Origin of the sequence: Pectinatus frisingensis (assembly GCF_015732285.1) — a bacterium.
Classification (GTDB): domain Bacteria; phylum Bacillota; class Negativicutes; order Selenomonadales; family Selenomonadaceae; genus Pectinatus; species Pectinatus frisingensis.
This window is the reverse complement of the sequence record NZ_WIQU01000065.1, coordinates 168,531-183,823: the sequence shown is the minus strand read 5'-3', so window position 1 is coordinate 183,823 and position 15,293 is coordinate 168,531. Positions and strand designations below refer to the sequence as shown.

General features: G+C 38.0%; 12 protein-coding genes and 1 tRNA gene. 4 read left to right on the top strand and 9 right to left on the bottom strand.

Going from position 1 to position 15,293, the window contains the following annotated elements; genetic code table 11:
* Positions 1 to 131: 131 nt before the first annotated feature.
* The 5 genes from I6751_RS12590 to I6751_RS12570 form a co-directional block, all read right to left on the bottom strand.
* Positions 132 to 1,952 carry a methyl-accepting chemotaxis protein gene (locus tag I6751_RS12590; RefSeq protein ID WP_196590844.1) on the bottom strand — a complete coding sequence of 607 codons (1,821 nt, stop codon included), beginning with the start codon at positions 1,950 to 1,952 and terminating at the stop codon, positions 132 to 134.
* A 179-nt stretch (positions 1,953 to 2,131) separates the two neighbouring features.
* Positions 2,132 to 2,680, bottom strand: coding sequence for a glutathione peroxidase (locus I6751_RS12585; protein ID WP_196590845.1), 549 nt, complete (start codon positions 2,678 to 2,680; stop codon positions 2,132 to 2,134).
* Between the two features lie 67 nt (positions 2,681 to 2,747).
* Positions 2,748 to 3,344, bottom strand: a complete 597-nt coding sequence (locus I6751_RS12580; RefSeq protein WP_182187250.1) for a nitroreductase family protein — start codon at positions 3,342 to 3,344, stop codon at positions 2,748 to 2,750.
* A 221-nt stretch (positions 3,345 to 3,565) separates the two neighbouring features.
* Positions 3,566 to 5,476: a phosphate/phosphite/phosphonate ABC transporter substrate-binding protein gene (phnD, locus tag I6751_RS12575; protein ID WP_196590846.1), complete on the bottom strand. Its 1,911-nt coding sequence runs from the start codon at positions 5,474 to 5,476 to the stop codon at positions 3,566 to 3,568.
* 330 nt (positions 5,477 to 5,806) lie between these two features.
* Positions 5,807 to 6,862 carry a nicotinate phosphoribosyltransferase gene (locus I6751_RS12570; protein ID WP_196590847.1) on the bottom strand — a complete coding sequence of 352 codons (1,056 nt, stop codon included), beginning with the start codon at positions 6,860 to 6,862 and terminating at the stop codon, positions 5,807 to 5,809.
* Positions 6,863 to 7,144: 282 nt separating this feature from the next.
* Between I6751_RS12570 and polA the strand changes: the two genes are divergently transcribed.
* Positions 7,145 to 9,775 (top strand): DNA polymerase I, encoded by a 2,631-nt coding sequence (polA, locus tag I6751_RS12565; RefSeq protein WP_196590848.1) that lies wholly within the window; start codon positions 7,145 to 7,147, stop codon positions 9,773 to 9,775.
* Between the two features lie 159 nt (positions 9,776 to 9,934).
* Here polA and metA read toward each other — a convergent pair whose 3' ends face one another.
* The 4 genes from metA to I6751_RS12545 form a co-directional block, all read right to left on the bottom strand.
* A complete protein-coding gene (gene metA, locus I6751_RS12560) occupies positions 9,935 to 10,894 on the bottom strand; it encodes a homoserine O-acetyltransferase MetA (protein WP_196590849.1) in 960 nt (319 codons plus the stop codon).
* A 31-nt stretch (positions 10,895 to 10,925) separates the two neighbouring features.
* A complete protein-coding gene (locus tag I6751_RS12555) occupies positions 10,926 to 11,810 on the bottom strand; it encodes a radical SAM protein (protein WP_231037852.1) in 885 nt (294 codons plus the stop codon).
* A 77-nt stretch (positions 11,811 to 11,887) separates the two neighbouring features.
* Positions 11,888 to 13,072 carry an iron-containing alcohol dehydrogenase gene (locus I6751_RS12550; protein WP_196590850.1) on the bottom strand — a complete coding sequence of 395 codons (1,185 nt, stop codon included), beginning with the start codon at positions 13,070 to 13,072 and terminating at the stop codon, positions 11,888 to 11,890.
* Between the two features lie 21 nt (positions 13,073 to 13,093).
* Positions 13,094 to 13,756: an HAD family hydrolase gene (locus tag I6751_RS12545; protein ID WP_196590851.1), complete on the bottom strand. Its 663-nt coding sequence runs from the start codon at positions 13,754 to 13,756 to the stop codon at positions 13,094 to 13,096.
* A gap of 199 nt (positions 13,757 to 13,955) precedes the next feature.
* Here I6751_RS12545 and I6751_RS12540 point away from each other — a divergent pair, with 199 nt between their 5' ends.
* The 3 genes from I6751_RS12540 (at position 13,956) to I6751_RS12530 (ending at position 15,269) form a co-directional block, all read left to right on the top strand.
* The gene (locus I6751_RS12540; protein ID WP_182187262.1) at positions 13,956 to 14,384 is read left to right on the top strand and encodes an OmpH/Skp family outer membrane protein; all 429 of its coding nucleotides are present in this window, start codon (positions 13,956 to 13,958) and stop codon (positions 14,382 to 14,384) included.
* 173 nt (positions 14,385 to 14,557) lie between these two features.
* Positions 14,558 to 14,633: transfer RNA gene (locus I6751_RS12535), tRNA-Thr, on the top strand.
* Between the two features lie 243 nt (positions 14,634 to 14,876).
* Positions 14,877 to 15,269, top strand: coding sequence for a winged helix-turn-helix transcriptional regulator (locus I6751_RS12530; protein ID WP_196590852.1), 393 nt, complete (start codon positions 14,877 to 14,879; stop codon positions 15,267 to 15,269).
* The last annotated feature ends 24 nt before the right edge of the window (positions 15,270 to 15,293 follow it).

Here is a 15,293-nt window from a genome sequence, read left to right as displayed (position 1 = left end):
AAATGCAATTTTTACCATATTATCGGTTAAATATTTGTTTTATTTTCAATATACGACAAAAGGGTACTTCAAATGCAATGATATCTGCATTTGAAGTACCCTTTTATTCTCAATCATTATCTCTGCTATTTTTAAATTTTAAATTTATTTACGGCATTTTGCAAATCCTGTGCCATTTCAGCCAAGGATTTACTGGAATCGGCTATTTCATTCATCGAAGCCGTCTGTTCTTCAGTCGCTGCTGAAACTGTTTCTGCCTCGGAAGAAACACTACGGCTCATAGTATCTATTTTCTTAACTTCTGTTGAGATTTCACCTGCCCCTTCAGCCAGTCCATTGACAATCTTTTCCATAGCACTAGATTTTTCCGCCACCTGTTTCACCATATTCACAATATCGGCAAAACTATTACCGGCGTTATCCACTGCTCCCACACCATCCTCAACTTGACTGACACCGCTTTGCATCACATCAACAGCATTTTGTGATTCTTTTTGTATAGAACCAATCAATCCTGCTATTTCAGCAGCTGCTGTTTGTGATTGTTCAGCTAATTTTCTAACCTCTTCAGCAACAACGGCAAAACCTTTTCCATGTTCTCCGGCACGTGCTGCCTCAATTGCTGCATTCAATGCCAAAAGGTTGGTCTGACCGGCTATATTACCAATTGTATCAACAATAACACCTATTTTTTTCGATTCTTCACCAAGTCCTTTAATCACTTCAGCTGATTGACCTACCGATTCTTTTATCAGACTCATTTTTTCAATGGCAGCGGCAACTTTTTCATTCCCCGCTTTAGCTGTATCATTAGTATTTTTTATATTGCGCCCTGATTCTTCGATAGCATTCATAAAGTCCTGCATATGTGTTGATAATTCGCTTGTTCGTTTACCCGCTCCTTCAACTGCAGTAAATTGATCACTACACAAATTAGCCACATTGACCATTGAATCAGCCACTTGATGACTGGCTGTAGCCGATTGTTCTGAACTTGATGTCAGCTGCTCAGAAGATGCCGCCAAATACTCTGCTGATTCAGCAATTTTCTGCAGAAGAGTTCTCATATTATCACGTAGTTTCTTTAATGAACGGCCCATTATCCCGATTTCATCCTTACGTTCCAAAATGTCCCCATCTATATCTTCGCCAAAATCACCGCCCGCAAGTATGTCCATTTTTTGCGTGACAAATCTGATTGGATTTGCCAATGTCCTGCTGATATACACTGCACCAACAATTAATACTATCTGTAAAAGTACCATATATAACAATATTTTTATAATACTGCTTTTAAGCATTTGATTTTGATAAACTTCCTGCTGAGCTACTTTACCATCAATATAATCTATCCATATGCCAGTACCTATAACCCATTTATATGGTTCAAAATTCATTGTATAGTTACGTTTTGGTAATGGTTCCTGTTCATTGGGCTTAGGAAACATCAGATCAGTATATCCGCCGCCGGCTTTGCGTCCATTTTCAATCATTTCCTTTATGTAATGTCTTCCATTTGGATCAACTGCATCTATCCGGGATTTTCCTTCTGTATCCCGCCCTAATAAAACTACATTTATCCCATCATATGTGTCAATCCAAAAATAACCCTTGCCATCATCATAACGCATATTACGCACCAATTCGGCAGCCTGCATTTTTGCCTGTTCTTCCGTCAAAATACCCGCCTGCTGCTTGGCATATATTGTCTGAACGGCCCCCAGCGCCACTTCCGTTTCTGTTTTTAGCTCTCGATCAACACTATCCTGCAGAGATTGTCGATACTCTTTTATCTGCGCGGCACTGTTGGCCAAAATAGTATAGATAAAAAATCCTCCTACACAAAGGACACTGATAACCGATGCTGATACTATCGTCATAATAAGCTTGCCCTTTATAGAATGCAGCGTCTTTACTGAATTGAGTGCCGTTATAGATTGTAATGTTTTCATAGAATAAAGCCTTCCTTTCTGTAGTCGTACATATATCATATGTATTATTTGGTATATTCTTATAATTCAATATTTTATTTAATTATCCTCTATTTTTATAATAATTATTGTAATGATAATAATAATCCCCTATACAAAACACAAATGTTTTGTATAGGGGATTATTTTACAAGCTAAAATCAACCTAACAATTTTTCGATTGCCGTCGTCATTTGAAGTGGTGTAGTTGTTGGTTCATAACGTCCAACGACATTACCCTGCTTATCAACCAGGAACTTAGTAAAATTCCATTTTATTGAATCTCCTTCCATAAATGAAGGAAATTTTGTATTAATTGCATTCTGCAGTCCTTTGGCATTAGGATGATTTTGATCGAAACCTTTAAAAGCCTGCTGTGAAATCAGATACTTAAATAATGGCTGTGCCGTTTCACCGCGAACATCATTCTTTTCAAAAATAGGAAAGGTAACGCCATAATTAAGCTTGCAAAATTGTTCAATTTCCTTAGCGCTGCCCGGTTCCTGCTGAGCAAACTGATTACTGGGGAAGGCTAATATTTCAAATCCCTTATCCTTATATTTTAGATAAACTTTTTCCAGTTCTTCATACTGTGGTGTAAATCCGCATTTACTGGCGGTATTAACAATAATTAACACTTTACCCTTATAATCAGCCAATGATTTTTCTTCACCGTGATTTGTTTTTACTGTAAAATCATAAATAGACATTTTATCATCCTCCTATATTCGATTATTGCCAATAATTATTACCATTAATTATTGCTATATATACAGCTCAGGCATATATCCTTACCCGACTGCCTATAGTCATTTTTTCAATTGGTGCTGGTGCCTGCAATGGCTGTCCGAAAGGCATCTGAGCAATCAATTTCCAACTGTCCGGAACACTGAAGTCTGCCTTTATTTTATCGTCAATCAAGGGGTTGTAATGTTGCAGATTAACACCCAATCCCATATTGGTGAGCGCTGTCCAGATGGCAAACTGCAACATACCATTTGCCTGCTGCGCCCATATCGGAAAATTATCAGCATAAAGGGCAAACTGCTTTTGCATTGCCTTGACCGTTTCAGTTTCATCAAAATATAAAATAGTACCATATGCCGCTGCAAAACCAGCCAGTTTTTTTTCTGTAGGAGCAAATTTATCAGCAGGCACAACTTTTTTTAATGCATCTTTGGTATCCTGCCAAATAGTATCATGCTTATCCCCCATAGCTACTATGACTCGCGCTGACTGCATATTAAAAGCCGATGGCACTTCCCGTGTCATTTTTTCCACTACTGCCACTATCTGCGACGGCAGAACATCAATATTTTTTCCCAGTTCGTAATTAGTACGGCGGTTACTCACCGCTTCTTGAAAACATCTCATTACAATCAACTCCCCTTATACATATCTATTATATGAAAAACGTTCTCAATAACTAATTATTATTATATTACTTAGTTATTAAAATATCAATGCCAATTTATCAATTTTATGTTTTATATTCATAAATATCAGCTTGAATAAAAACTGCCCTGCATCTCACGCAGAGCAGCTTTTATTACATAAATGCTATATATAATTTCTGATTTATTTGAAACTGCCGTTTATTTTACTAAAGCAGCAGCCTCTCTTACTATGTCATACTTACTATCGTCCGACCTTACGAATCCATTGATATGTGTCTTATTGCATCGTGTCTGCTCCTCATTCAGTTTAGTAAATGCTTCCGTTAATTTTTTTACCAAAGTTTTATCTAATACAGCCGACGCAGCGATAACATCCTTAGGAATGGGTTCTGTCTGTGCCACTTGATAGATATCTGCATCAGACAAAGTACCATTTTTTTTAGCCAGATCCAGTGCTTCTGAATAAGTGGCCCCCGCATCTATTATACCATTTTGCACTGCTTCAATGACCTTATTATGGCTGCCAAGAAAATGAATTTCGCCCAAAAATTTGTCTGGATCCTTACCTTTTTTAATCAATAACGCCTTAGGATAAATATAACCTGATGCTGATTTTTCATCAACAAACCCAAACTTTTTCCCCTGTAAATCATCCATTGATCTTATTCCACTGTCTTTTTTGCTGATTATGAATCCCAAATAAGATGTAGCTTTATTTACTACAGGCGTCACCATAGGTATCACATCAGCATTTTGCTTAGTAGAAACATACGCAAACGGAGAAAACCAGCCGACATCAATAATATTTTCCATTATAGCCTTTCCCAGTGCATCATAATTTGAAACAATTATCACTCTCGCCTTATAACCGATATCGTGTGCAACTTCTTCCAATATTGGCAAATATGTTTCCTTAATGACAAAAGGTGACACGAACGGATTGACTCCAAAAATTATTTCATCCGGTTTTTTATAACGACTGGCCACTTTTTGCACTTGTGAAGCAATAGCCAGCATAGACTTTGTATATTCAAAAAGTTCTTGAACATTCTTTTCTTGTTTAGTTACACTATCTAATGAAGTCTGTGTATTCGCTGCAATATTAACAGTTGACCCGCTGATTTGTTCTATAACGTTAGCAATTTGTTCAGTGGAGCTTCGCTGGCTATCCGACAGTGAGCACAAATTATGCGCATTTGTTTCTATGTCCTTTACATCATTTACTATGCCATTGATTGCCTCCGCTGATTCCTTGGCAAGCACTTCCATATTCTGTAATTTTTTACTGCCTTTTTCTATCGTAGTTGTCACACCAGTTATATTATTGGTGATATCCAGGACTATATCTTCTACTTCCTTCGTAGTTGTTTCGCTTTCTATTGCCAGTTTTCTTACTTCTTTAGCGACAACAGCAAATCCCCTTCCATTTTCACCAGCCCGGGCTGATTCAATAGCAGCATTAAGTGCCAAAAGATTAGTCTGACTGGCAATATTTCTAATTTTCCCAACAAAATCCTTTATTTTATCAGAAGCCGCGTTCAAATTATTCAATTGATTGATAGCATCCTGCACCGTATTGACTATATTCAACATAGATGTGCTCATACTTTCAATCTGCTGATGATGCTCCAAGGCGATTTTTGAAGATTTTGCACACTGGGTAAAACTATTTTCGGAAGCTTTATAAACATCACTGGCTGAAGATGCTATTTCCTCAATTGAAGCTGTGGCTTCCTCAGTCTGAGCTGCATTTGTACCGCTATGCAAATTTATTTCCTCAGAAAGTTTTTGCAGTCTGTGCAAAACCTCCTGATATTCCGATACTCCCCAGCGAATCTGCTGCGCTGTAAATCCCAATTCTTCAGCAACTTTCAATAGATTAACATCTTTACCAAAGTCATTATTTGCCTCCTGAGTCTTTGTCACTTCAGCAACCGGTTGATTTTTCTCCCGGCAGTTATCGCGCTTTACCAATATGACACTAATAATTATATTTACCAATATCCCACCGGCTAATGCTAAAAATATGTTTTGTTCTGCGGCATAAATAACACCTGTCAATATGACACCAATACTATAAAAAATAGTTTGCCATACTTTACAATTCATTTTATTTCATCCTCTTATAATAATATTAATTTATTTTTCCAAATAATGGAAATCTTCTTTCTATCTATAATTATTGATATACTTTTTTCATAATATCATTATTATTTTTTATAGTCAAGCATAATATATTACTTATCAGGTTAATAACACAAACAATTTATGTATTCACTGCATAGATAAAAAGCTGTCACTGTAGCAACAGCTTTTTATCTATAGTATGGTAAATTCCAGAATTATCAACGATCAAATATATCGTCCCAAAATGTATATACAATCATTGCACCCAATAAAATAAAAATGAGAATATCACCAAATCCCATAATTCATAACCTACATTTCTACATTTTCCAGTCGTTCATTAGGTAAATAATGACGCCCTGTTTTGGCACACGGTTTTCCGTCAAGCAATACCACGTCCGCAGTAAAATCAACATTAGTGGCAAAAATACTGCTGCCCACAGCATATACATTAACCGGAACTTTATTTTGTTCAAACAAACGAATCCTGTCAGGATTGAATCCGCCTGATACAATAATCTTCACATGATTAAACCCTTCATTATCAAGTGCCGCTCTGACATTGCGCACCAGCTGCTCATTTACCCCTGTAGGTTTAAAATGCCCCATCTGCCCGATCAATGATACATCGACCATCTTATCCGAAGTGTCAAGCCGCACACCTTCAAGCTTATCACCGAGTTCCCGTGCAATTGCCAAGCTGGTATTGACACAGTCATTATTAAAATCAACTAATGCTATCCGGCTTATTTTGGGATCCATATATTTATCAAAAGCCCTTGTCGCTGCTAAAGTATCTCCGTTAAATGCTGCTATCAGAGCATGCGGTATCGTTCCAGCCGCCTCTACTCCCCAACACATAGCATTAGCCGGAGTTGATACATTGTCCATACCGCCCACTTTAGCCGCATAACCATCGCCCTCCTGAACAGTGTATTCATCAAAACGTGATGGGAAAAACAGCACCGGTTTGCCATTGGCTGCTTCAACTGCCCTGCTGCAATTCGTGGCTATCTTTGTTCTTCTGGCCAATATGCCCAGGTATACCGTTTCCAAATGAATAAAATCAGCCAGATTGCCTTCTATCGTCATCACTGTTTCCCAGGGTGCCACTTTATCGCCGTCGTGAAGTGCCATAATTTTCAATTTTTTAGGATTACGCGAACATTTCTTGATCAGAGCAATGACCTCATCTATACCGCAAAGCATTGCGTAATCACGTTGAAAAATTTGTACAGTAACGTGAGGTGCCATATCAGCTTGTTCTAAAATTGCCTGCGTCCGCAAAAAATAAATATCACTATAAAATCCCTTTTCTATTTTTTCCACCGGAAAATCGAATGAATCCGGATCCAATCTCTTTTTCATCAGACATCCTCCTAGATTTATGGTATCTATTCAGTTTCTCTTATTATACTCAGCCGACAAATTAATAAAAATACGCCGGGCCATATAATATATAAATAAGACACCCTGCTTTACCACATACTATAACCTTATAATAAAACTTGCGTTTATTATAATATTTTTAAGCTGTATTGTCTACTGACAAGCACATTGCAAGCTTTTTCTGAGTATATTCAATGTTGGAAGAAACATTTAATTATGTTATATTTTATAGTAAATAACAATTTTAGGAGTATTATCACTATGAATCAAAAAAATAATAAGTTTGTTATAATCGACGGCAGTAGTTTAATGTATCGGGCTTTTTTTGCTCTGCCACTCTTAACAACTGAATCCGGGAAATACACCAATGCCATTTTTGGTTTTGTCAGAATGCTCGTAAAGCTGCTTGAAGAACTGCAGCCACAATATGCAGCAATAGCTTTTGATAAAAGCCGCCAAACATTCCGTACAGAAATGTATAAAGACTACAAGGGGACCCGAGAAAAAACTCCTGATGAACTCAAAAGCCAAATTCCCTTATTACACGATTTCAGTAATGCCATGGGCATAAAATTTATTGAAATGGATAACTATGAGGCCGATGATATTATAGGAACACTTGCCACTAGTGCCGCTGCCAACAATTATGAAACAATAATAGTTACCGGTGACCGTGACGCCTTACAGCTTATCCGTCCTAATCTAAAAGTAATGATGACAAAAAAAGGTATCAGTGAAACCGACATTTTTGATGAAACAGCTTTTATGGCGAAATACGGTATCGTACCACAACGATTGATCGATCTTAAGGCATTAATGGGTGATAAATCGGATAATATTCCCGGTGTATATGGTATTGGTGAAAAAACTGCCTTGAAATTACTGACCCAATATCAAACCTTAGTTGGTATATATGAAAATATTACCGCTATTTCCGGTAAAAAATTGCAGGAAAAATTAATTAATGACAAAGAAATGGCCTTTCTTTCCTATAAATTAGCTACGATAAAATGTGATATGCCATTATCTTTCAACACAACAGATTTCACTATTGCACCAGATGCAAACTTAATAAAATCTTTTTGCACCGTCAATGAGCTTAAAAGCGTCTGGCCGGCTTTGAATCGGCTCTGCGGCAGTGATGCTCCCACTGCTGTTCCCGCTGCCGCCAATGAGTATATTACGCTGGTGCCAGACAATATTGCCAAACTTGCCCGGCAAATCAAAACTGATAAATATTTTATTTACCTGCCGATAATCTCCGGCAAAGTTCCCCATATGACATGTAATGGCTTTGTTCTCAAAACAATGGTCGAAAAACAACCGGCTTTATATCTGCCCAATCAACCCGAATTTGAGAACTTCATCAAGTCTCTTTTTCAGGATAAAAATCTGACCGTAATAACCTATGATTTAAAAAACACTTTGCACTGCGCGTTTAAACCGCAAGGTAAAATCATCGACTTGTTGCTTGCCGCTTATATGCTTGATCCGGCAGCCGGCGATTATAATATGACCAGTTTAGCTGCTAAATATCTTATTGAAGAACCGCCTGCCTACAAGCCTGATTCAAGTGACAGCCTGCAATCTGAAGCCGTTTATTACATAAATACCATTTCATTAAAAAAATTGGCCGACATCTTAACAGATGCCCTGCAAAACAAAGATCTTTACAATTTATATGAAAAAACCGAATTGCCTTTGGAAGATGTTCTTGTATCGATGGAAGAATACGGCGTATATATAAACGACACCAAATTAAAAAATATGTCCGACGAAATCGGCGGCACCATCTACAAACTACTCACTGAAATATATCAGCTGGCTGAAACAGAATTCAATGTCAATTCTCCTAAACAACTTGGTGAAGTATTATTTGAGCATCTAAAATTACCTGTGCAAAAAAAGACTAAAACCGGTTATTCCACCAATGCCGAAGTATTGGAATCCTTACGCCCCTATCACCCCATTATTGAGAAGATCCTTGATTATCGTATGTGGAATAAACTGAAAAGTACTTATTTAGATGCGATGCATGAACTGATTGATACAACAACACATCGCATACATACTACTTTCAACCAGACAGTTACTGCCACAGGCAGATTAAGCAGCTCTGACCCCAATCTGCAAAATATTCCTGTACGAACCGATGCCGGTAAAAAAATTCGCAGCCTTTTTGAACCAGGCAAGGGGTATGATCTATTTTTATCAGCCGATTATTCTCAAATAGAATTGCGCATTTTAGCACATATGTCCGATGATAAAAATTTTATTGAAGCTTTTCAGCTGGAACAAGACATCCATTCCCGCACTGCCTCAGAAGTTTTCAACGTACCGCTTGATGAAATAACACCGGAACTGCGCCGCCATGCCAAGGCAATTAATTTTGGCCTTGTATACGGTAAAAGCGACTATGGCCTGGCACAAGAGCTGCACATTTCCCGCCAGGAAGCCGCCGACTATATCAGCAATTATTTTGCTAAATATGAAGGAGTAAAAAAATACCTGGACAACATCGTTGACCAGGCACATGAAAAAGGCTATACTACTACTTTATTCGGACGCCGCCGCTATCTGCCCGGCATAAAAAGCAGCAATCATAACATTCGCTCACAAAATGAACGAATGGCAATGAATACACCTATACAAGGCACCGCTGCCGATATCATTAAAATGGCTATGATTGCCACTTGGCAGGAATTAAACAAGCAAAACCTTAAAAGCCGCATTTTACTACAAGTTCATGACGAACTGGTCATTGAATGCATCAATTCTGAAATACCTGTCCTAAAGGATATTTTACATAGAACAATGCAGGATATCGTCAAATTAAAAGTTCCCCTGACCATAGACATAAACACTGGTATCAATTGGGCTGCAACTAAATAGCTGTCTGCTATAAATAATAAAAAGGGGTATCACACATAATCATTTTCATTCATAAATTGCAATGTTTTGTTCTTTTTATCCACTTTCAAAACGGCGGAAGGCCGCAAGCGGTCAATTGCATCTTTATGAGGTCAATGCCTTTCATGTGACACCCCTTTATTATATTTCTCTGATACCATTTCGCCATGGTGTCGAAGTATTTTTTAAATTTGCCAGATCATATGGTGTTTCCTGATATACATAATAGTTCAGCCAATTAGCAAAAAGCAGGTTAGCTACACTGCGCCATTTCACAACAGGCTGTCTTTTAGGATCATCATTAGGATAATAATTACAGGGTATTTGAATATCCAATCCTGCTTTTACGTCGCGGTCATACTCCCATTTCAATGATAACGGGTCGTATTCCGCATGTCCGGTAATAAAAAACTGACGATGCTTCAAATTGGCAATGGCATAGACTCCGCAGCGACTATCCGATTCAGCCATAATCGTCAATTCCGGGACTTTTTCAACGTCACTGCGCCGCACTTCAGTATGACGTGAATGCGGTACATAAAATTCATCATCAAACCCTCTGAACAATTTTTCATGTTCTACCAGCAGACGATGTTTATATACGCCAAAAATCTTTGGTTCCACTGCATATTTAGGCACTCCATAATGATAATAAAGCCCGGCCTGAGCTCCCCAGCAGATATAAAATGACGAAAACACATGAGTCTTTGTCCATTCCATTATTTGGCAGACTTCATCCCAGTAGGCTACATCTTCATATTCCAGCTGTTCCACCGGAGCTCCCGTCATGATAAAACCATCATATATATTATTTTTGACATCCGCAAAAGTACCATAAAATTCAGTCAGGTAATCCATGGAAGTGTGTGCCGGTGTATAAGACTGCGTATAAATAAAATCAACTTCGACCTGCAGCGGAGTATTTCCCAGCAAACGCAGCAATTGTGTTTCCGTTACCGTTTTCAACGGCATAAGGTTCAGTATGAGAATATGCAGCGGACGTATATCCTGCTTATACGCACGATCTGTATCCATTACAAATATATTTTCTTTATCAAGTATTTGCGCTGCCGGCAAATTATTAGGAATTTTTATCGGCATATCTTCACTTCCAAAATTTAGTTATATTATATCAATGACCGGTTGGTAAAACATTATCACCATTAAACTCAGGGATAAATCTTTTCGAAGAACTGGCCCGTTCTTGTACAAAACAATTTTTTATTCCCAAGTCCAAAGCCGCATCAATAACTTTTTGATATTCAAATGTAGTCAATTTTCTATTCAGCTGAGGAATTTCCGCAGCTTTGTATGCCGGAGTATATTGATTCATCAAACTTAAATAAATATTATCACCAAATGTCTTCCACAGCCATTCCACTATTTTTATGCTATCCTTATACTGCCATGGTAAAATCAGGTGTCTCACCAGTACTCCCTTTTTCAGCATATTACCTGCCATAACTGCTGGTCCCGCTGCTTCATACATTGCCCTTATTGCTGCCGTTGCCGTTGCCGCATAGTTTGGCGCCTGCGAATATTTTCGTGCTATCGTTTCATCCCAATACTTCATATCCGGCAAAAATACGTCGACATATGGTGCCAGCATCTTTATCGTTTCAATTGTCTCATAAGCATTTGTATTACAAACGACAGTCAATTTCAATCCTGCTGTCCGGGCCGTCTTCAACGCTGCAGCTATCACGGCCGCGTACTGTGTTGGTGTCACAAGCTCAAGGCATTCCACGCCCCTTGCCTGCTGCTCTAAAAATATTTCGGCCAAACGTCCCGTATCAACGGTAATCCCATATCCCAGAGCACTTATTGCATAATTCTGGCAAAATATACACCGCATATTGCAATTAGAAAAAAACACTGTTCCAGCGCCATTCTTCCCCGATATACAAGGTTCCTCCCACTTATGAACACTGACCAATGCCACTTTTGCCTCATTACCGGCCCGACAAAAACCCGTTTCACCATTTTCTCGCTTAACTTTACATTGCCGCGGACACAATGAACACTTATTATCTTCTACGATAATTTATCTCACGCCCTATAATACAAATTATCCTATAGCTTTATTCAATATTTTTAATGATTGGCCATTTTATACATATTAATGGCATCCTGTCTGGTTATTGGTTTAAAATTACCGACGGTTTTCTTGCCATAGTCAGTGCACATATCAGCCAAATATTCGAGTATTTCATTTGATTGTACACCGATACCCAATTCCGTGAAGTTGACCGGCAGCCCGATTGAATGAAAATATGCTTCCATTTTGTCAATGCCGCCAAGCGCTGCCTTTACCTCGTCACTTTCATTAATATCCCACAATACTTTCGCTAACCGGGCAAATCGCTTCACGTCAGTTTTATAACTATACCGCGCCCACACTGCCCACATTGTTGTCAATGATGCTCCATGTGCCACATCGAACTTTCCGCTGAGTTCATGTCCAAGCTTGTGAACACTAAAATCCTTGCGTCGTCCTAATCCCGTCAGATTGCAATGTGACAGACTGCCGCAATACATTATTTCACTTCTTGACAAATAATCATGATCTTTTGCCAACGCATCCTTGCTGAAATGGATTACATTCTTCAACAATCCTTCCGCAATAAAATCTGTCATACAGTTATCGCTGTTTTTATCAAAATAACGTTCCAAAGTATGCATAAGTATATCCCCTATACCACAAGCTATCTGAAACCTCGGCGCACTATAGGTCAATTCCGGATTCATAAAAGCAACTTTAGGACGGTTCAGCACAGTACCCAAGCCGCGTTTCTGACCTGTGGCTTCATTGGTAAGAACAGCAGAATCGCTGGTTTCACTACCCGCAGCAGCCAAAGTAAGAATACACCCCATAGGTGTAGTCTTAACAGGTTTAACCTTATTTTGCCAGATGTCATCCCATATGTCATAAGAATTATTAGCCAGACCAATAGCGATCGCTTTAGCCGTATCAATGACACTGCCTCCGCCCACAGCCAGTACAAAATTCACTTTTTCACGCTGCGCCAGCTTAATTCCATCACGGACAAATGAAACCACTGGATTTGGTTTAACACCACCTATGACAGCATACTCCAGTCCCTGCTCTTTTAAATCAGTACAAACAGCATTAAGTAATCCCGTTTTTTTTACGCTGCCTCCGCCATAAACCAGCAAAACCTTATCGGTTCCATATGACTTTATTTTACTACCTGCTTTTTTTTCTGCATCTTTGCCGAAAATGATCTCTGTCGGACAACAATATTCAAAACTATTCATTATATTTATACCTCCCAAAACTCAATACCTCTGCACCAGCAGCCTGTCAATATCAATATCATTCAATGAGTCTACCTGCACATCAGCTGCCGAAACATTTTGACCGCAATCCCTATAATCAGGATTACAATATGCCACACAATAATTCCCGGCCCTTTTCGCTGCTGTCACACCCGCTTCAGCATCTTCTATCACAGCACATTCCTGCGGTTTAATACCCAGTTTTTTTGCCGTCAATAAATAAATCTCAGGATTTGGCTTACTGTGCAGCAGTTCTGCTCCGCTCATAACTACATCAAAACAATCGTATATGCCAAATCTCTTAAGAAACATTTCAATATTTCGCCGCACCGACGAAGAAGCCAATGCCAATGGCACCTGTCTATTATGAAAATCCTTAATTAAAGCGATAGCCCCTTTAACCGGATGTACAGCATCATTATCTGCAATATATTCTAAAAACAACTGATGTTTGCGTGCGACAATTTCATCTAAAGAAATACTGGAAGCTGCCCGGGTGATAAAATCACTAAAAAAAGCCCTTGATGACCGGCCAAAGTAAGGTAAACAATCCTGCCGAGTACAATTTATACCATATTCCCTCAGCGTTTGCATCTTAGTTTTAATATGGATGGCTTCGCTATCGACAATTACCCCGTCCATATCAAATATTACTGCTTTCATTCTTATCATCCTCAAAAAAATATACTGATATTATAACATTTTTTATTTTGCCTGTCATTTTGTCCTTGACCAGAAAAATGTTTAACATTTCTCCTATTATTTACCAGCAAAAAACACTTGCTAAATTCCTTCTTATAACGTACACTTGTAATAGTTTCATTATCATAAAGTAATAATTTGACAAATGGAGGTCAGTATCATGAACAAAATTTTCAGCATTGTTTTTGCGGCTGTCTTTGCAATAAGCATTTATGCCTTCTATTCACCGGCACAGGCATCTGCTGCAGGGTTAGGTTCCATAAATCTTGGTGAAGTACTTTCCAGCTATCCCGATATGCAAACAACCAATGCTGCCATTGATCTTGAACGCCAAAAGACTCAGGACGAATTCAACAAAAAATCTGCTTCCCTTGATGACAAGGGTAAAAAAGAACTTTTCGACCAATTAAACCAGAAGCTTTCTGATCGCCAGAATGAACTTATTAAACCGATTCGTGATAACATTCAAAAAGCAGTTGAAGCCGTAGCTAAGGAAAAAGGTCTTGATTATGTGATAGATGCTTCTGTCGCTATATATGGTGCAGAAGATATTACTAAAGATGTTATTGCCAAGGTAAATGCGCAATAATTAAATGAAATCATTACTTTTACCTCACTGATATATTCATTAATACATCACTTGACAACAAACGACAGTTCTTGAAACAGGTTTCTGCCAGAGCAGTTACTTTTCTCATGAATTGCCGTTTTAATATTTTCTTGACAAAAATTGCCCTTTCCAGTATCATAATATACGTTATTGCTGGCATAGCTCAGTTGGTAGAGCAGCTCATTCGTAATGAGCAGGTCGTAGGTTCAAATCCTATTGCCAGCTCCATATGTATATCAAGGCTTCCGGGGAAAAACCTTGGAGGCCTTTTTTGTTTTGCCATCTTTGTATCTTGTATTAAATCAAAACTATCCTAATATGATTAATGTTTTATACCTTCTAATCCTTTATTACCCGTTTCTGACAATAAAGTTTTAACTAAAAAACATAACAAAATACAACATATACCAAATTTACCAAATAGTTTATCATTTAATAATCACATAAATATGGTCGGTATGGTGACAGTCTATGAAAATAAGAAAAAATTATACATGCCCTCTGGAAATTATTCATGATATTATAAAGGGAAAATGGAAACCAATAATAATCTTTAAACTAAAAAACAATTCAAAATCCCTCTCAGAACTAAAGAAAAGTATTGCAGGAATATCCCAAAAAATGTTGCTTGAACAACTAAAAGAGCTTCAAAAGTTTAAAATTGTAGATAAGTCAAGTTCAAAAGGCTATCCTCTCCATGTGGAATATTTTCTTACTAAAAACAAAGGAACCAGACTTTTACAAGCTTTTGAAATAATGCAGGACATTGGAATTGATTACATGCTTGAAAATGGTAAAAAAAAAGAACTCATAGAAAAAGGATTTACCAATGATATACTTGATCAGATTTATAATAAGTCATAATACCCACAAAAAAGTGGGTAATTT